Source organism: Burkholderia sp. 22088, from assembly GCF_052045915.1.
GTDB lineage: Bacteria > Pseudomonadota > Gammaproteobacteria > Burkholderiales > Burkholderiaceae > Burkholderia > Burkholderia cepacia.
Map to the genome: position 1 here is coordinate 49,853 of NZ_JBQEPY010000021.1, position 13,320 is coordinate 63,172.

Sequence of the window (13,320 nt, forward strand, 5' to 3'; positions counted from 1 at the left end):
CTGTCATATCATGTCGCCCCTCGGGCCGCGTTCGCGGTCGATGCTCATGACTGACCCTATTTACAAGGAAACCGGATGGAAGCACTCCTGCATGGGCTGATCGACGCCGTCAACGGCGTGTTGTGGAACTACGTGCTGATCGCGCTGCTGCTCGGCGCCGGTGCGTGGTTCACGTTGCGGTTCCGGATGATCCAGCTGAAGGCGCTGTTCCTCAGCATGAAACTGGTCGGCAGCAAGGGCGAGCCGGGCAGCATCTCGTCGTTCCAGGCGTTCGCGACCGGGCTCGCGAGCCGTGTCGGCACCGGCAATATCGCGGGCGTCGCGGTCGCGCTGACGGTCGGCGGGCCGGGCGCGATCTTCTGGATGTGGATGACGGCGCTGGTCGGGATGTCGTCCGCGTTCGTCGAGGCGACGCTCGCGCAGATCTTCAAGGTGTCGCACCCGGACGGCAGTTATCGCGGCGGCCCCGCGTACTACATCCAGACGGGCCTGCGCTCGCGCGGCTTCGGCGTGCTGTTCTCGCTGTCGCTGATCCTCGCGTTCGGTTTCGTGTTCAACGCGGTGCAGGCGAACGCGATCGCCGACGCATTCCATACGTCGTTCGGCTGGAGCCGCGAGACGGTCGGCCTCGGCCTCGTGCTGCTGTCCGCGCCGATCATCTTCGGCGGCATCCGCCGCATCGCGACGGTCGCGCAGGTGATCGTGCCGCTGATGGCGATCGGCTATCTCGCGCTCGCGGTCTATGCGGTCGCGACGCACATCGCGCTCGTGCCGGACGTGATCGCGCTGATCGTGAGGAGCGCATTCGGTCTCGAGCAGGCGGCAGGCGGCCTGACCGGCTACGCGGTCAGCCAGGCAATCGCGATCGGCGTGAAGCGCGGGCTGTTCTCGAACGAAGCGGGGATGGGCAGCGCGCCGAACGCGGCCGCGACCGCGAGCACGCGGCACCCCGTCACGCAGGGGCTGATCCAGATGCTCGGCGTGTTCGTCGACACGATCGTGATCTGCAGCGCGACCGCGTTCGTGATCCTGCTGTCGGGCCAGTACGAAGTCGGCACGGGGATGGAAGGCGCGGCGCTCACGCAGCGCGCGATCTCGAGCCACGTCGGCGACTGGGGCGGCATCTACATGGCCGTCGCGATCTTCTTCCTCGCGTTTTCGTCGGTGATCGGCAACTACGCGTATGCGGAGGGCAACGTCGAATTCATCACGAAGCGGCGCGGCGTGCTGCCGCTGTTCCGTGTCGCGGTGCTCGGCATGGTGATGTTCGGCAGCGTCGGGCAACTGCCGCTCGTCTGGGCGATGGCCGATACGAGCATGGGGTTGATGGCGATCATCAACCTGATCGCGATCCTCGCGCTCGGCAAGCATGCGCACGCCGCATGGGCCGACTATCGTCGCCAGCGCGCGGCGGGCATCGCCGATCCGGTGTTCACGCGCAACACGATCCCCGAACTCGCGCGTGTGCTGCCGGCCGACGTGTGGGGCGAGCACGGCCCGCTGCCGCAGCGTCCCGCTTCGGCTCAAACGGCACGCACCCCGCGTGCCGCGGTGAGCGAGTCATGAACGGCGACCGGCTCCGTGCGTTCGTCGCGCTGATGCCCGATGCGGCTTCGCGCGACGCGCTGCACGCGTTGCCGGTCACCCGCGGGGCGCGGCGCACGCAGTCCGCGCAATTGCACATGACGCTCGCGTTCATCGGCGCGATCGAACGGGACCGATGCGAGGCGCTGGCCGCGCATCTGCCCGCGCTCGCGGCCGCCCATGCGTTGCCGTTGCTGCCGGTCGAGCGGATCGCGTGGTGGCCGAGCCTGCCGCGCGCGAGGCTGATCGTCGCGGAGCTCGCGGCCGATCCGGCCTGCCTGGCGCTGAATGCCGGGCTGGTCGCGCTGCTGGGCGAACTCGGCGTGCCGGCCGACCGGCGGCCGTTCCGGCCGCACGTGACGCTCGCGCGGCTGCCGCGCGATGCGGTCGGCCAGCCCGCGCACGGCGGTGCGCCCGGGCGGGCGGTCGCGGTGCGTGTCGAAGCGCTGACGTTGTTCGAAAGCCGGCTGTCGCACGAGGGCGTGTCGCATCGGCCGGTCGTGTCCGCGCCGATCGCATGGGCGGACGGCGAGGCGGACGGTCCGGCGCGGCAGTGAGCGGCTTGCGCGCCGCGGTGTGATTGCCGGACGCGGTGTGTATCGCGTCGGCGATATCGTCCGGCCAGCCGGGCCAGCCGCGCCACCGCGCCACCGCGCCACCGCGCCACCGCGCCACCGGCCCTACCAGCCCTACCGGCCGTAGCGCGCGAGCGTCAGGCCCGACAAGTCGATCTCCGGTTCCCGCCCCGTGACGAGATCCGCCACCACCTTCCCCGACCCCATCGACATCGCCCAGCCCGTCGAGCCGTGGCCGACGTTGAGCCAGAGCCCGTCGATCCCGCTCGCGCCGAGCAGCGGCGGCCCGTCGGGCGTCATCGGCCGGCGGCCGACCCAGAAGCGCGCCGATGCGCGATCGGCCGCGTGCGGGAACCAGTCGTCGAGCACCTTCATCAGCGTATCGAGCGCCTGCCGGCGCAGCGCTGCGTGCCGGTTGCCGAGTTCCGCGGTACCCGCGACGCGCAGCGTCGGGCCGAAGCGCGTGATCGCCGTCTTCAGCGATTCGTCCATCAGCGCGGCGTGCGGCGCTTTTTCGTCGTCGACGACGGAGAGCGTCGCCGAGTAACCCTTCACCGGATAGAGCGGCACGTCGATGCCGTGCGGCCGCAGCAGTGCGGCGCTGTCGACGCCGAGTGCGACGACGATCGCGTCGGCGGCGAGCCGCGCGTCGCGTTGCTTGCCGCCGGCGTTCGATGCGAGCGGATGCGCTCGTGCGCGATCCGGCGTATCGCCATCCTCGTTGCCGTCACCGACGATCCGCACGCCGCGCACCCGGCCCGCTTCAACGTCGAGCGCCTGCACGTCCGTGTGAAAGCGGAACGTCACGCCGTTTGCTTCGCACAGCGCCCGCAGTTCACGCGTAAAGCGCGCGCAGTCGCCCGCTTCGTCGTCGGGCAGGTAGATGCCGCCGACGGGCGCCTGTCGCGCCCAGCGCAGTCCCGGCTCGATCGCCGTGCAGCCGGCCGCATCGAGCTCGCGAAACGCGATGCCGGCGTCGCGCAGCACCTTCAGCGCGGGCTGCACCATCTGCACGTCGAACGCGCCCCGCAGCAGCTGGAGGTAGCCCCGGCTCGCGCCGTAGTCGAACGGATGCCGGTCGCGAAACGCGTGCAGGCATGCGCGGCTGTAATAGGCGATGCGCTGCATCCGCTGCTTGTTCACACGAAACCGCTCGAATTCGCATTCGCGCAGCCAGCGCGCGATCCAGCGCCACTGAGCGGCTTCGAGCGTCGGCCGGAAGATCAGCGGCGACGCGGGCTCGAACAGGTACTTGAGGATCTTGCCGGGCATCCCGGGGGCGGCCCACGGCGTCACGTAGCCGGGCGCGATCACGCCCGCGTTGCCGAGGCTCGTCGCCTGCGCGACATCGGCCTCGCGTTCGATCACGGTGACCTCGCAACCGGCTTCGCGCAGGTGCCAGGCAGTGGTGACGCCGATCACGCCGGCGCCGAGAACGATCACGTGCATGCGGTTTCCGGAACGTGGCGGTTGCTCAGGACGCGACGGCCGGATCGTCGACGAGCGACTTGCCGCGCGTTTCCGGCAGGACGAGCGCGGCGACGATCACGAGCAGGTAGCCGCCGCCCGCGACGAGGCCGATCGCCTTCACGAGCGACATCGACTGCGACAGCGAGCCGACGAGGATCGGGAAGAACGAGCCGAGCCCGCGCCCGAGGTTGTAGCAGAAGCCCTGGCCCGAGCCGCGGATCGCACCGGGATACAGCTCCGACAGGTACGCGCCGACGCCCGCGAAGATCCCTTGCACGACGATCCCGAGCGGGAAGCCGAGCAGCAGCATTGCGGTGTCGGTGATCGGCAGCATCGTGTACGCCATGCCGAGCGAGAACGAGCCGATCGCGAACAGGATGAACGACGCGCGGCGGCCGAGGCGGTCGGACAGGATCGCGCCGACCACGTAGCCCACGAACGAGCCGACGATCAGCACGACGAGATAACCGCTCGTGTTGAACACCGACAGGTGGCGGACGGTTTTCAGGTAGGTGGGCAGCCACGTCGTGATCGCGTAGTAGCCGCCCAGCATCCCGGTGCACAGCGCGCTGCCGAACAGCGTCGCGCGCAGGTGCGGCGGCGAGAAGATCTCGAGGAAGTGGCCCGACACGCGGCCTTCGTCGCGCGCGCGACGGGTGGCCGTGTAGATGTCCGGATCGCTGACGTTGCGGCGGATGTACAGGATCCACAGCGCGGGCGCGATGCCGATCCAGAAGCATGCGCGCCATGCGACCTGCTCGGGCAGCAGCGCGAAGAACGCCCAGTAGAGGATCGCGGCCGCGCCCCAGCCGAACGACCAGCTGCTCTGCACGGTGCCGACGGCTTTCGCGCGGTGTTCGGGCGAGCGGATCGTCTCGGCCATCATGATCGTCACGACCGACCATTCGCCGCCGAAGCCGAAGCCCTGCAGCGTGCGTGTCGCGAGCAGTTGCCAGAACGAGTGGGTGAAGCCGGACAGGCACGTGAACAGCGCGAACGTCGCGATCGTCCACTGCAGCACGCGCACGCGGCCGTAGCGGTCGGCGAGGATGCCGGCGACCCAGCCGCCGAGCGCCGACGAGATCAGCGAGCTCGTCGCGATCATCCCGGCCTCGCTCTTCGTCATGCCCCAGGCTGCGATGAGCGTCGGAATCAGGAACGAATAGATCATGAAGTCGAACGCATCGACCGCGTAGCCGCCGAATCCGGCATACAGCGTCCTGCGTTCGCGTGTCGACAGCTCGTCGAACCACTGGAATGCCTGCATGCTTGCCGTCCCCCTGTTGTCTCGTCCTGTCTCGCGCTGCCGCGTGGCGGTTATTTTACGGGCGGGGAGTGGGGCGCCAAAAAGACGGGAGCGAGGGCGCGATGGCGCGGCGGGCGGCGAGGGTGGGAGGGCGGCGTGGAACGGCGGGTGTTCCGGGAACGTGCGAGTGCCACGCCAACGTCGGTGGCAGCGACGTCCCGCGCATCCGCACGACGTACGGCCGCTCGATTCAGAGCGTCAGGCCGCCGTCGATGTGGACGATCTGCCCGGTGATCTGTCGCGCCGCATCCGACAGCAGGAACGCGATCAGCGCGGCGACGTCGTCGGGTTCGGCGATCCGGCCGAGCGGTGTCGCCTGTTCGGCCTGCGCCCACGCGTCGGCGTTGCCGGCGCTCGGCCCGTGGTCCTTGCGCGTGAAGCCCGGCGCGACTGCGTTGACGGTGATGCCGCGCGCGGCGAATTCGGCGGCGGCGGTGCGCACGAGCGATTCGAGCGCGGCCTTCGCGGCAGCGGTGGCCGCGAACGGCGCGTCGGCGCGGTAGCGGTGCGCGACGAACGAACTGACCGCGACGATCCGCGGCGCGGCCGACGCCTCGAGCAGCGGCCGCGCGCGGCCCGCGAGCGCGGAGAACGCGCCGGGCATCGCGGCGAACGCGGACGCGAGCGCGTCCGTGGAAAGACCGGAAAAGGATTGCCGCGCGGCGAAGCCGGCGTTGGCGACGAGATGATCGAGCCCGCCGAAGCGCGTGGCGGCGGCATCGACGAGCGACGCGGCCACGCCTGGCTCGCCGAGATCGCCGGTGAGCGTGACGCACTCCGCGCCGGCCGCCGTGCACGCGCGGGCGACTTCGGCGAGCCGCGCGCGTGCCGCTTCGTCCGCGCCGCGTGCGTGCAGCGCCAGCGCGATGCCGGGCGCCGCGAGCCGCCGCGCGAGCGCCGCGCCGATCCCCGAACCGGCGCCGGTGATCAGCGCGATCCGGGCGACGTGCGCGGCGCGTGGCTTCACGCCGCGACCTTGTCGCTGTCGTTCACGCGCTCGACGTTGATTGTGCCGGCGTGGAACGCGGCCAGCGACTCGCGGTGCGCGATGCTGACGATCGCGGCCTTCGGCAGCCGTTCGGCGAACAGGTGGTACAGGCGCGCCTCGTTGTCGGCGTCGAGCGCGCTCGTCGCTTCGTCGAGGAACAGGAAGTCGGGCTTGTGCAGCAGCACGCGCGCGCCGGCAAGGCGCTGCTGTTCGCCCGGCGACAGCACGCGGGTCCAGTGCGCGGTCTCGTCGAGGCGCTCGGCGTAATCCTCGAGGCGGCATGCGCGCAGCGCGTCGCGGCAGGCTTCGTCGCTGAACGCGTCGGCGGTCGCCGGATAGGTGAGCGCGGCCTTCAGCGTGCCGATCGGCAGATAGCTCGTTTGCGGCACGAACATCATCCGCGCGCCGACCGGCGCATCGATCGCGCCGTCGCCGAACGGCCAGAGCCCCGCGAGCGCGCGCATGAACGTGCTCTTGCCGGAACCCGACTTGCCGATCACGAGCCAGCGCGAGCCGGGCTCGATCGTGACGCTGCCGATGTTCGCGAGCGCGTTGCCGTTCGGCAGCGCGAGCTTGAGCGACGACGTCGACAGCTTCGCGCCGTCGACGTAATGCAGGTTGATGCCGCCGTGCTCGGTCGCGGGCGACAGGCTTTCCTTCAGGTGCGACGTGCCCATCACGCGCTTGAATTCGCGCAGACGGTTGACGGTGGCGCGCCATTCGACGAGGGTCGAGTAACTGTTGATGAACCACGAGAACGAATCGCTGACGGTGCCGAACGCGGACGAGATCTGCATCAGCACGCCGAACGAGAACGCGCCCGCGAAATAGCGCGGCGCGGCGACGACGAGCGGGAAGATGATCGCGATCTGCCCGTAGAAGCTCAGCACGAACGTGAGCCGCTTCGTGTACTTCATCACGCGCCACCAGTTGTCGCGGATGCGCATGAAGAGGTTTTGCGCGTTGCCGGTCTCGGTCTTCTCGCCGTCGTAGAACGCGATCTGCTCGGCGTTCTCGCGCACGCGGATCAGCCCGAAGCGGAAGTCGGCCTCGACGCGCTGCTGCTGGTAGTTGATCGACACGAGCGGGTGGCCGACCTTCTGGATGATCAGCGAGCCGACCACCGCGTACAGCGCCGCCGCCCACACCATGTAGCCGGGGATCGTGATCGGCGTCGCGCCGAGCGAGAACGTCAGCGCGCCGGCGAGCGACCACAGGATCGTGATGAACGACACGAGCGTGACGACCGTCGACAGCAGGTCGAGCGACAGCGCGAGCGTGGTCGTCGAGAACGACTGAAGGTCGTCGGTGATCCGCTGGTCGGGGTTGTCGGCGAGACGGTCACGTTCGATCCGGTAGAACGCGCGATCGCCGAGCCACTGGCCGAGAAAACGGTCGGTGAGCCACTGGCGCCAGCGGAAGCCGAGCATCTGCCGCAGGTAGCGGCCGTACACGGCGAGGATGATGAACGCGAACGCGAGCGCGGAGAACTGCATCAGCAGGTTCGGGAAGTCGTGGACGTCCTTCGACTGCAGCGCGTTGTAGAACTCCGCGTTCCACTTGTTGAGCCGGACGTTGATCCAGACCACGCAGAGGTTGATCGCGATGATCGCGACCAGCAGGCCCCATGCGATTTTCCATTCGGACGATACCCAGTAGGGCTTGATGAGGCTCCATGCGGATACCGGGCGCTCGTCCTGCGGCGCGTCGTCGGAGGCGGAGCGGACGGGATCGATCGATTGGGTCATGTGCTTCCTGATGAGTAGCCGGCGCGCGGGCCGGGCGAAGCCGGGCGCGCGCCGCGATACGGCATGCCGGGACGCGGCGCCGACTGACGGCGGGCGTCCGGATGGTCGCCCGCGTGTCTTAAACGGCACTTAAGGCCGGCGGTGACGCGGCAACCGGCCGCTCGCGCGGCCGGCCTGCGGGCATTGTGCCAGAGCGACGCGGCACGACGGCGAATTTGCCGCAAGGGGGACAGTTTGCGGCGCTTTCCGCTTTTATGGTCTAATGGCCGACGACGAAACAGGGGTGCTTTGTAGCGCGGCCGGCGGATGTTCCGGGCAGCGCAATGAGGCTGAGAAAGACCCTTCGCACCCGATCCGGGTAATACCGGCGAGGGAAGTTTCTGATCCCGCCGGGTCGCGCTGGCTGCCATCCCACATGGTCAGCGCCCGAGTCCCGCCCGGCCGGCCTTTGCTGCCGGTTTCGTCCTTTTGGGTACGCGCATTGCGCGTTACGGAAGGAATGATGACCGCACAATCTTCAGTCTTTTGCATGGTTCCCGGCCCGATGTCGCGTGCGTTCGCATGCGGCGGCGCGTGCGCGTCGACGTTCGTCGAGCGCGCCCGTGCGGAGGGGGCGCGATGAACGTCCGGGACACCCGCCCCGATTTCGCGGTGCTCGGCGGCGGCCTCGTCGGCCGTCTGATCGCATGGCGGCTCGCAGGCGACGGCCATCGCGTCGCGCTTTACGAGCGCGGCGGCCCGGACGGCGAGCAGTCGGCCGCGTGGATCGCGGCCGCCATGCTCGCACCGCTCGCGGAAGCGGCGAGCGCGGAGCTGCTGATCACCGAGCTCGGCGCCGCGTCGCTCGCGCGCTGGCCGCAGTGGCTCGCGGAACTGCCCGAACCCGTCTTCTTCCAGCATCACGGCACGCTCGTCGTCTGGCATCACGCGGATCGCGCGGAGGCGCCGCTGTTCGAGCGGCGCGTGCGCGCGAACGCGCCGGCCGGCCTGTTCGACAGCGGTTTCGTGACCCTCGCCGGCGCGCAGGTCGACGCGGCCGAGCCGGTGCTCGCGGGCCGTTTCGCGCGCGGCCTGCTGCTGCCGAACGAAGGCCAGCTCGACAATCGCCAGGCGCTGCGCGCGCTCGCGGCCGGCCTCGCCGAGCGCGGCGTCGACCTGCACTGGCACGTCACGATCGACGATGCGAACCTGCCCGCCGCGCATTTCACGATCGATTGCCGCGGGCTCGGCGCGAAACCCGCGCTGCCCGCGTTGCGCGGCATCCGCGGCGAAGTCGCGCGCGTGCGCGCCCCCGGCATCGGGCTCACCCGGCCCGTGCGGCTGCTGCATCCGCGCTACCCGCTCTACATCGCACCGAAGCAGGACGATCTCTACGTGATCGGCGCGACCGAGGTGGAGGGCGAGGACATGTCGCCCGTCAGCGTGCGCTCCGCGCTTGAACTGCTGAGTGCGGCGTTCTCCGTGCATCCGGCGTTCGGCGAGGCGCGCATCCTCGAACTCAATGCGCAGTGCCGGCCGACGCTGCCCGATCATCGCCCGGCGGTGATCTGGGATGGTGCGTCGACGCTCGCCGTCAACGGCCTGTACCGGCACGGCTTCATGATCGCGCCGGAAGTCGCGCACGCGGCCGTCGCGCTTGCCGAAGCCGCGCTCGGCGGCGCGTTCGGCGATTCCGACGCGTTCGCCGCGTGGCGCGGCGCCGAGCGCTGGCCGACGCTCCTTCATCACCGCAACGACGCGCGCCAGCCGGCCTGACGCGCACCGCCGACCGAATTCGACGAAGCCTCATGGACATCCAGATCAACCAACAGAACCTGACGTTGCCCGACGGCGCAACGGTGGCCGACGCGCTCGCCGCGTACGGTGCGCGTCCGCCATACGCGGTCGCGCTGAACGGCAACTTCGTCGCGCGCACGCAGCATGCGGCGCGCGCACTCGCGGCGGGCGACAAGCTCGACGTCGTGCACCCGGTCGCGGGCGGCTGAGCGCCGCCGGTTCGTCCCCGCTCTTTCAGGAAAACGACATGACGTCCCTCACCTCCGCCGACGCGCTGACGCTGTACGGCGAAACCTTCGCAAGCCGCGTGCTGATCGGCACGTCGCGCTATCCGTCGCTGCAGTCGCTGTCCGATTCGATCGCCGCGTCGCGCCCCGGGATGGTGACGGTCGCGCTGCGCCGCCAGATGACGGGCGGCACGGCCGAAGCCGGCTTCTTCGACCTGCTCAAGCGTCACGCGGTGCCGCTCTTGCCGAACACGGCCGGCTGCCAGACCGTCGCGGAAGCCGTGACGACCGCGCACATGGCGCGCGAGGTCTTCGGCACCGACTGGATCAAGCTCGAACTGATCGGCGACGACTACACGCTGCAGCCCGACCCGGTCGGCCTGATCGAGGCGGCCGCGCAACTGGTCAAGGACGGTTTCAAGGTGCTGCCGTACTGCACCGAGGATCTCGTGATCGGCCGGCGCCTGCTCGACGCCGGCTGCGAGGCGCTGATGCCGTGGGGCGCGCCGATCGGCACCGGCAAGGGCGTCGTGAACCCATACGGGCTGCGCGTGCTGCGCGAGCGCCTGCCGGACGTGCCGCTGATCGTCGACGCCGGGCTCGGCGTGCCGTCGCATGCGTGCCAGGTGATGGAGTGGGGCTTCGACGGCGTGTTGCTGAACACGGCCGTGTCGCAGGCCACGCACCCGGAGATCATGGCGCGTGCGTTCGCGCAGGGCGTCGAGGCCGGCCGTGCCGCGTATCTCGCCGGGCCGATGGATGCGCGCGAGACCGCGCACGCCAGCACGCCGGTCGTCGGGATGCCGTTCTGGCACCAGGACGGGGGCGGCGCATGAGCGTGCGTTTCGCCGATGCATTCTGGCCGCCGGCCGACGAACTGGCCGAAGCGGCCGAACGGATTCGCGCCCGGCTGGGCGACTGGCCGGACGCCGCCGCGCCGTGGCGGCTTTGCGTCGCGGTGCCCGACGCGCCGGCCGACGGCGACGTGCTGATCGTTTCGGCCGGCGACCGCGCCGCGCAGGCACGCGCGTCGGCCGCGTCGCGGCCCGCGGCGCCGGGCGCGGTCGCGATCGAATTCGACGAGCAGGGTGCGGTGCTGCACACGGCGGGCGCGCGCTACGCGCTCGACGCCGCGCATCCGCTCGCGGACGACTGGATTGCCGCGCTCGCCGCGTTCCTCGACTGCGGCTTTGCGCCGGTCGACGCGCTGGTGCTGGCGCTGGCCTGGCGCGACGGCGACGAAACGCGCGCCGCCGATGCGTGGCCGGTCGACGCCGCGCGGTTCCCGCGTGTCGCCGGGCTGCCGGCCGCGCCGGAACCCGCGTTCGCGCCGTGCCCCGCGCAGCTCGGCCTCTATCCGGTCGTGCCGGACGCCGAATGGGTCGAGCGCGTGCTCGATTGCGGTGTGCGGACCGTGCAACTGCGCGTAAAAGGCGCGACGCCGGACACGTTGCGGCGGGAAATCGCACGCGCGGTCGCGGCCGGGCGCCGCCATCCCGATGCGCGCGTGTTCATCAACGATCACTGGCAGATCGCCGTGGAAGAGGGGGCGTACGGCGTTCATCTGGGCCAGGAAGACCTCGAAACGGCCGATCTGGCCGCGATTGCGCGCGCGGGCCTGCGGCTCGGACTTTCGAGCCACGGTTATTACGAAATGTTGCGGGCATTGCACGAGCGCCCGAGCTACCTCGCGCTCGGCCCCGTGTATGCGACCGCGACCAAGGCCGTCGCCGCGCCGCCGCAGGGCCTGGCGCGGATTGCCCGCTATGCGCGCTTCGCGGGGGCGCGGGTGCCGCTCGTCGCGATCGGCGGGGTGGGGCTCGACGCGCTGCCGGCCGTGCTGGCGACGGGTGTCGGCAGTGTCGCGGTGGTCAGTGCGGTGACGGGCGCGGCCGACTATCGGGCTGCTGTTGTTGCGTTGCAGCAATGTTTTCCCGGACAATTTGACAATCATTGACCGCAGGGCCCGGAACGGCGTCACGACATCATTCCAATGCAGGCCCTATAATTCGGCGTTCTGCGTAAAAGGACTGTCAGCTCCGTGAGCCCCACTCCTACCGAGACCCTGCTGGAACTTCGCGACGTCGACTTTGGCTACGGCGACCGCCTCGTCCTGTCCAACCTGAACCTGCGCTTCGGGCGTGGGCAGGTCGTCGCGGTCATGGGCGGGTCGGGTTGCGGCAAGACGACCGTGCTGCGCCTGATCGGCGGCCTCGTGCGCGCGCGCCGAGGCCAGGTGCTGTTCGACGGCGCCGATGTCGGCGCGCAAACGCGCGACGGCCTGTATGCGCTGCGCCGCAAGATGGGCATGCTGTTCCAGTTCGGCGCGTTGTTCACCGACATGTCGGTGTTCGAGAACGTCGCGTTCGCGCTGCGCGAGCATACCGACCTGCCCGAAGACCTGATCCGCGACCTCGTGCTGATGAAGCTCAACGCGGTCGGGCTGCGCGGCGCGCGCGACCTGATGCCGTCTGAGGTGTCGGGCGGGATGGCGCGCCGCATCGCGCTGGCACGCGCGATCGCGCTCGATCCGCAGCTCATCATGTACGACGAGCCGTTCGCCGGCCTCGATCCGATCTCGCTCGGCATCACCGCGAACCTGATCCGCACGCTGAACGAGGCGCTGGGCGCCACGTCGATCCTCGTCACGCACGACGTGCCGGAATCGTTCGCGATCGCCGACTACGTGTATTTCCTGGCCAACGGCGGCGTGCTCGCGCAGGGGACGCCCGACGAGCTGCGCGCGTCGACCGATCCGAGCGTGCGGCAGTTCATCGACGGCGCGCCGGACGGCCCGTTCAAATTTCATTACACGAGCCCGCCGCTGGCGGCGGATTTCGGGCTCGGCGGAGGGCGCGCATGATCAGCGCGATCGGACGTTACGTCATCGGCGGCCTCGAGCGCGCGGGCTACGGCACGCGGCTGTTCGTGCGCCTCGTGCTGGAATTCTTCCCGCTGCTGCGCCGGCCTCGGCTGGTCACGAAGCAGATCCACTTCCTCGGCAACTATTCGTTCGTGATCATCGCCGTGTCGGGGCTGTTCGTCGGCTTCGTGCTCGGCCTGCAGGGGTACTACACGCTGAACCGCTACGGTTCCGAGCAGGCGCTCGGCCTGCTGGTCGCGCTGTCGCTCGTGCGCGAGCTCGGGCCGGTCGTCACCGCGCTGCTGTTCGCGGGCCGCGCGGGCACGTCGCTCACGGCCGAGATCGGTCTGATGAAAGCCGGCGAGCAGCTCACCGCGCTCGAGATGATGGCGGTGGACCCGATCAAGAACGTGATCGCGCCGCGCCTGTGGGCGGGCATCATCGCGATGCCGCTCCTGGCCGCGATCTTCAACGCGGTCGGCGTGCTCGGCGGGTACTTCGTCGGTGTCGTGCTGATCGGCGTCGATCCGGGTGCGTTCTGGTCGCAGATGCAGGGCGGGGTCCAGGTCTGGGCCGACGTCGGCAACGGCGTGATCAAGAGCATCGTGTTCGGGTTCGCCGTGACCTTCATTGCACTGTTTCAAGGGTATGAAGCGAAGCCCACGCCCGAGGGCGTGTCGCGCGCGACGACCAAGACGGTCGTGTTCGCGTCGCTCGCCGTACTCGGCCTCGATTTCCTGCTGACCGCGCTGATGTTCAGCTAAGCCTCAGCCAAGCCAAATT

The 13,320-nt window shown here is 69.9% G+C and carries 12 protein-coding genes and 1 riboswitch; of the genes, 8 read left to right on the plus strand and 4 right to left on the minus strand.

What is annotated here, in order from left to right; translation table 11 throughout:
• The first annotated feature begins 75 nt into the window (after positions 1–75).
• Both ACTJLD_RS33215 and thpR read left to right on the plus strand, forming a co-directional pair.
• A complete protein-coding gene (locus tag ACTJLD_RS33215) occupies positions 76–1,566 on the plus strand; it encodes an alanine/glycine:cation symporter family protein (RefSeq protein ID WP_048025754.1) in 1,491 nt (496 codons plus the stop codon).
• Positions 1,563–2,141, plus strand: a complete 579-nt coding sequence (thpR, locus tag ACTJLD_RS33220) for an RNA 2',3'-cyclic phosphodiesterase (protein ID WP_440660794.1) — start codon at positions 1,563–1,565, stop codon at positions 2,139–2,141. The genes ACTJLD_RS33215 and thpR overlap by 4 nt, the downstream gene beginning before the upstream one ends.
• A gap of 132 nt (positions 2,142–2,273) precedes the next feature.
• On the opposite strand, the gene ACTJLD_RS33225 is transcribed toward thpR, so the two are convergent.
• From ACTJLD_RS33225 to ACTJLD_RS33240, 4 genes are all read right to left on the minus strand, one after another.
• Complete coding sequence (locus ACTJLD_RS33225) at positions 2,274–3,608, minus strand: D-amino acid dehydrogenase (protein ID WP_440660796.1); 1,335 nt, start codon at positions 3,606–3,608, stop codon at positions 2,274–2,276.
• Between the two features lie 25 nt (positions 3,609–3,633).
• Positions 3,634–4,896 carry an MFS transporter gene (locus ACTJLD_RS33230; protein ID WP_027788552.1) on the minus strand — a complete coding sequence of 421 codons (1,263 nt, stop codon included), beginning with the start codon at positions 4,894–4,896 and terminating at the stop codon, positions 3,634–3,636.
• A gap of 229 nt (positions 4,897–5,125) precedes the next feature.
• Positions 5,126–5,902 (minus strand): SDR family NAD(P)-dependent oxidoreductase, encoded by a 777-nt coding sequence (locus ACTJLD_RS33235; protein WP_059698117.1) that lies wholly within the window; start codon positions 5,900–5,902, stop codon positions 5,126–5,128.
• Entirely contained in the window at positions 5,899–7,671 is a 1,773-nt protein-coding gene (locus ACTJLD_RS33240; protein WP_060373227.1) for an ABC transporter ATP-binding protein/permease, read from the minus strand. Before ACTJLD_RS33240 ends, ACTJLD_RS33235 begins: the two co-directional genes overlap by 4 nt.
• Before the next feature lie 269 nt (positions 7,672–7,940).
• Positions 7,941–8,064, plus strand: a riboswitch (TPP riboswitch).
• Between the two features lie 225 nt (positions 8,065–8,289).
• On the opposite strand from ACTJLD_RS33240, the gene ACTJLD_RS33245 reads away from it, so the two are divergent.
• The 6 genes from ACTJLD_RS33245 to mlaE all read left to right on the plus strand — a co-directional run bounded on the left by ACTJLD_RS33245 (position 8,290) and on the right by mlaE (position 13,301).
• The gene (locus tag ACTJLD_RS33245; RefSeq protein ID WP_440660798.1) at positions 8,290–9,426 is read left to right on the plus strand and encodes an FAD-dependent oxidoreductase; all 1,137 of its coding nucleotides are present in this window, start codon (positions 8,290–8,292) and stop codon (positions 9,424–9,426) included.
• A 32-nt stretch (positions 9,427–9,458) separates the two neighbouring features.
• Positions 9,459–9,656: a sulfur carrier protein ThiS gene (gene thiS / locus ACTJLD_RS33250; RefSeq protein WP_011350713.1), complete on the plus strand. Its 198-nt coding sequence runs from the start codon at positions 9,459–9,461 to the stop codon at positions 9,654–9,656.
• Positions 9,657–9,694: 38 nt separating this feature from the next.
• The gene (locus tag ACTJLD_RS33255; protein ID WP_021163925.1) at positions 9,695–10,510 is read left to right on the plus strand and encodes a thiazole synthase; all 816 of its coding nucleotides are present in this window, start codon (positions 9,695–9,697) and stop codon (positions 10,508–10,510) included.
• The gene (gene thiE / locus ACTJLD_RS33260; RefSeq protein ID WP_027788548.1) at positions 10,507–11,631 is read left to right on the plus strand and encodes a thiamine phosphate synthase; all 1,125 of its coding nucleotides are present in this window, start codon (positions 10,507–10,509) and stop codon (positions 11,629–11,631) included. Before ACTJLD_RS33255 ends, thiE begins: the two co-directional genes overlap by 4 nt.
• 84 nt (positions 11,632–11,715) lie before the next feature.
• Positions 11,716–12,537 carry an ABC transporter ATP-binding protein gene (locus ACTJLD_RS33265; RefSeq protein ID WP_014898316.1) on the plus strand — a complete coding sequence of 274 codons (822 nt, stop codon included), beginning with the start codon at positions 11,716–11,718 and terminating at the stop codon, positions 12,535–12,537.
• A complete protein-coding gene (gene mlaE, locus ACTJLD_RS33270; RefSeq protein WP_021164333.1) occupies positions 12,534–13,301 on the plus strand; it encodes a lipid asymmetry maintenance ABC transporter permease subunit MlaE in 768 nt (255 codons plus the stop codon). The genes ACTJLD_RS33265 and mlaE overlap by 4 nt, the downstream gene beginning before the upstream one ends.
• Positions 13,302–13,320: the final 19 nt, after the last annotated feature.

Bases quoted from the DNA above. Each gene is read 5' to 3' on its own strand.
- ACTJLD_RS33225 (WP_440660796.1), bottom strand. From the start codon at position 3,608: ATGCACGTGATCGTTCTCGGCGCCGGCGTGATCGGCGTCACCACTGCC.
- thiE (WP_027788548.1), top strand. From the start codon at position 10,507: ATGAGCGTGCGTTTCGCCGATGCATTCTGGCCGCCGGCCGACGAACTG.
- thiS (WP_011350713.1), top strand. From the start codon at position 9,459: ATGGACATCCAGATCAACCAACAGAACCTGACGTTGCCCGACGGCGCA.
- ACTJLD_RS33255 (WP_021163925.1), top strand. From the start codon at position 9,695: ATGACGTCCCTCACCTCCGCCGACGCGCTGACGCTGTACGGCGAAACC.
- mlaE (WP_021164333.1), top strand. From the start codon at position 12,534: ATGATCAGCGCGATCGGACGTTACGTCATCGGCGGCCTCGAGCGCGCG.
- ACTJLD_RS33230 (WP_027788552.1), bottom strand. From the start codon at position 4,896: ATGCAGGCATTCCAGTGGTTCGACGAGCTGTCGACACGCGAACGCAGG.
- thpR (WP_440660794.1), top strand. From the start codon at position 1,563: ATGAACGGCGACCGGCTCCGTGCGTTCGTCGCGCTGATGCCCGATGCG.
- ACTJLD_RS33245 (WP_440660798.1), top strand. From the start codon at position 8,290: ATGAACGTCCGGGACACCCGCCCCGATTTCGCGGTGCTCGGCGGCGGC.
- ACTJLD_RS33215 (WP_048025754.1), top strand. From the start codon at position 76: ATGGAAGCACTCCTGCATGGGCTGATCGACGCCGTCAACGGCGTGTTG.
- ACTJLD_RS33240 (WP_060373227.1), bottom strand. From the start codon at position 7,671: ATGACCCAATCGATCGATCCCGTCCGCTCCGCCTCCGACGACGCGCCG.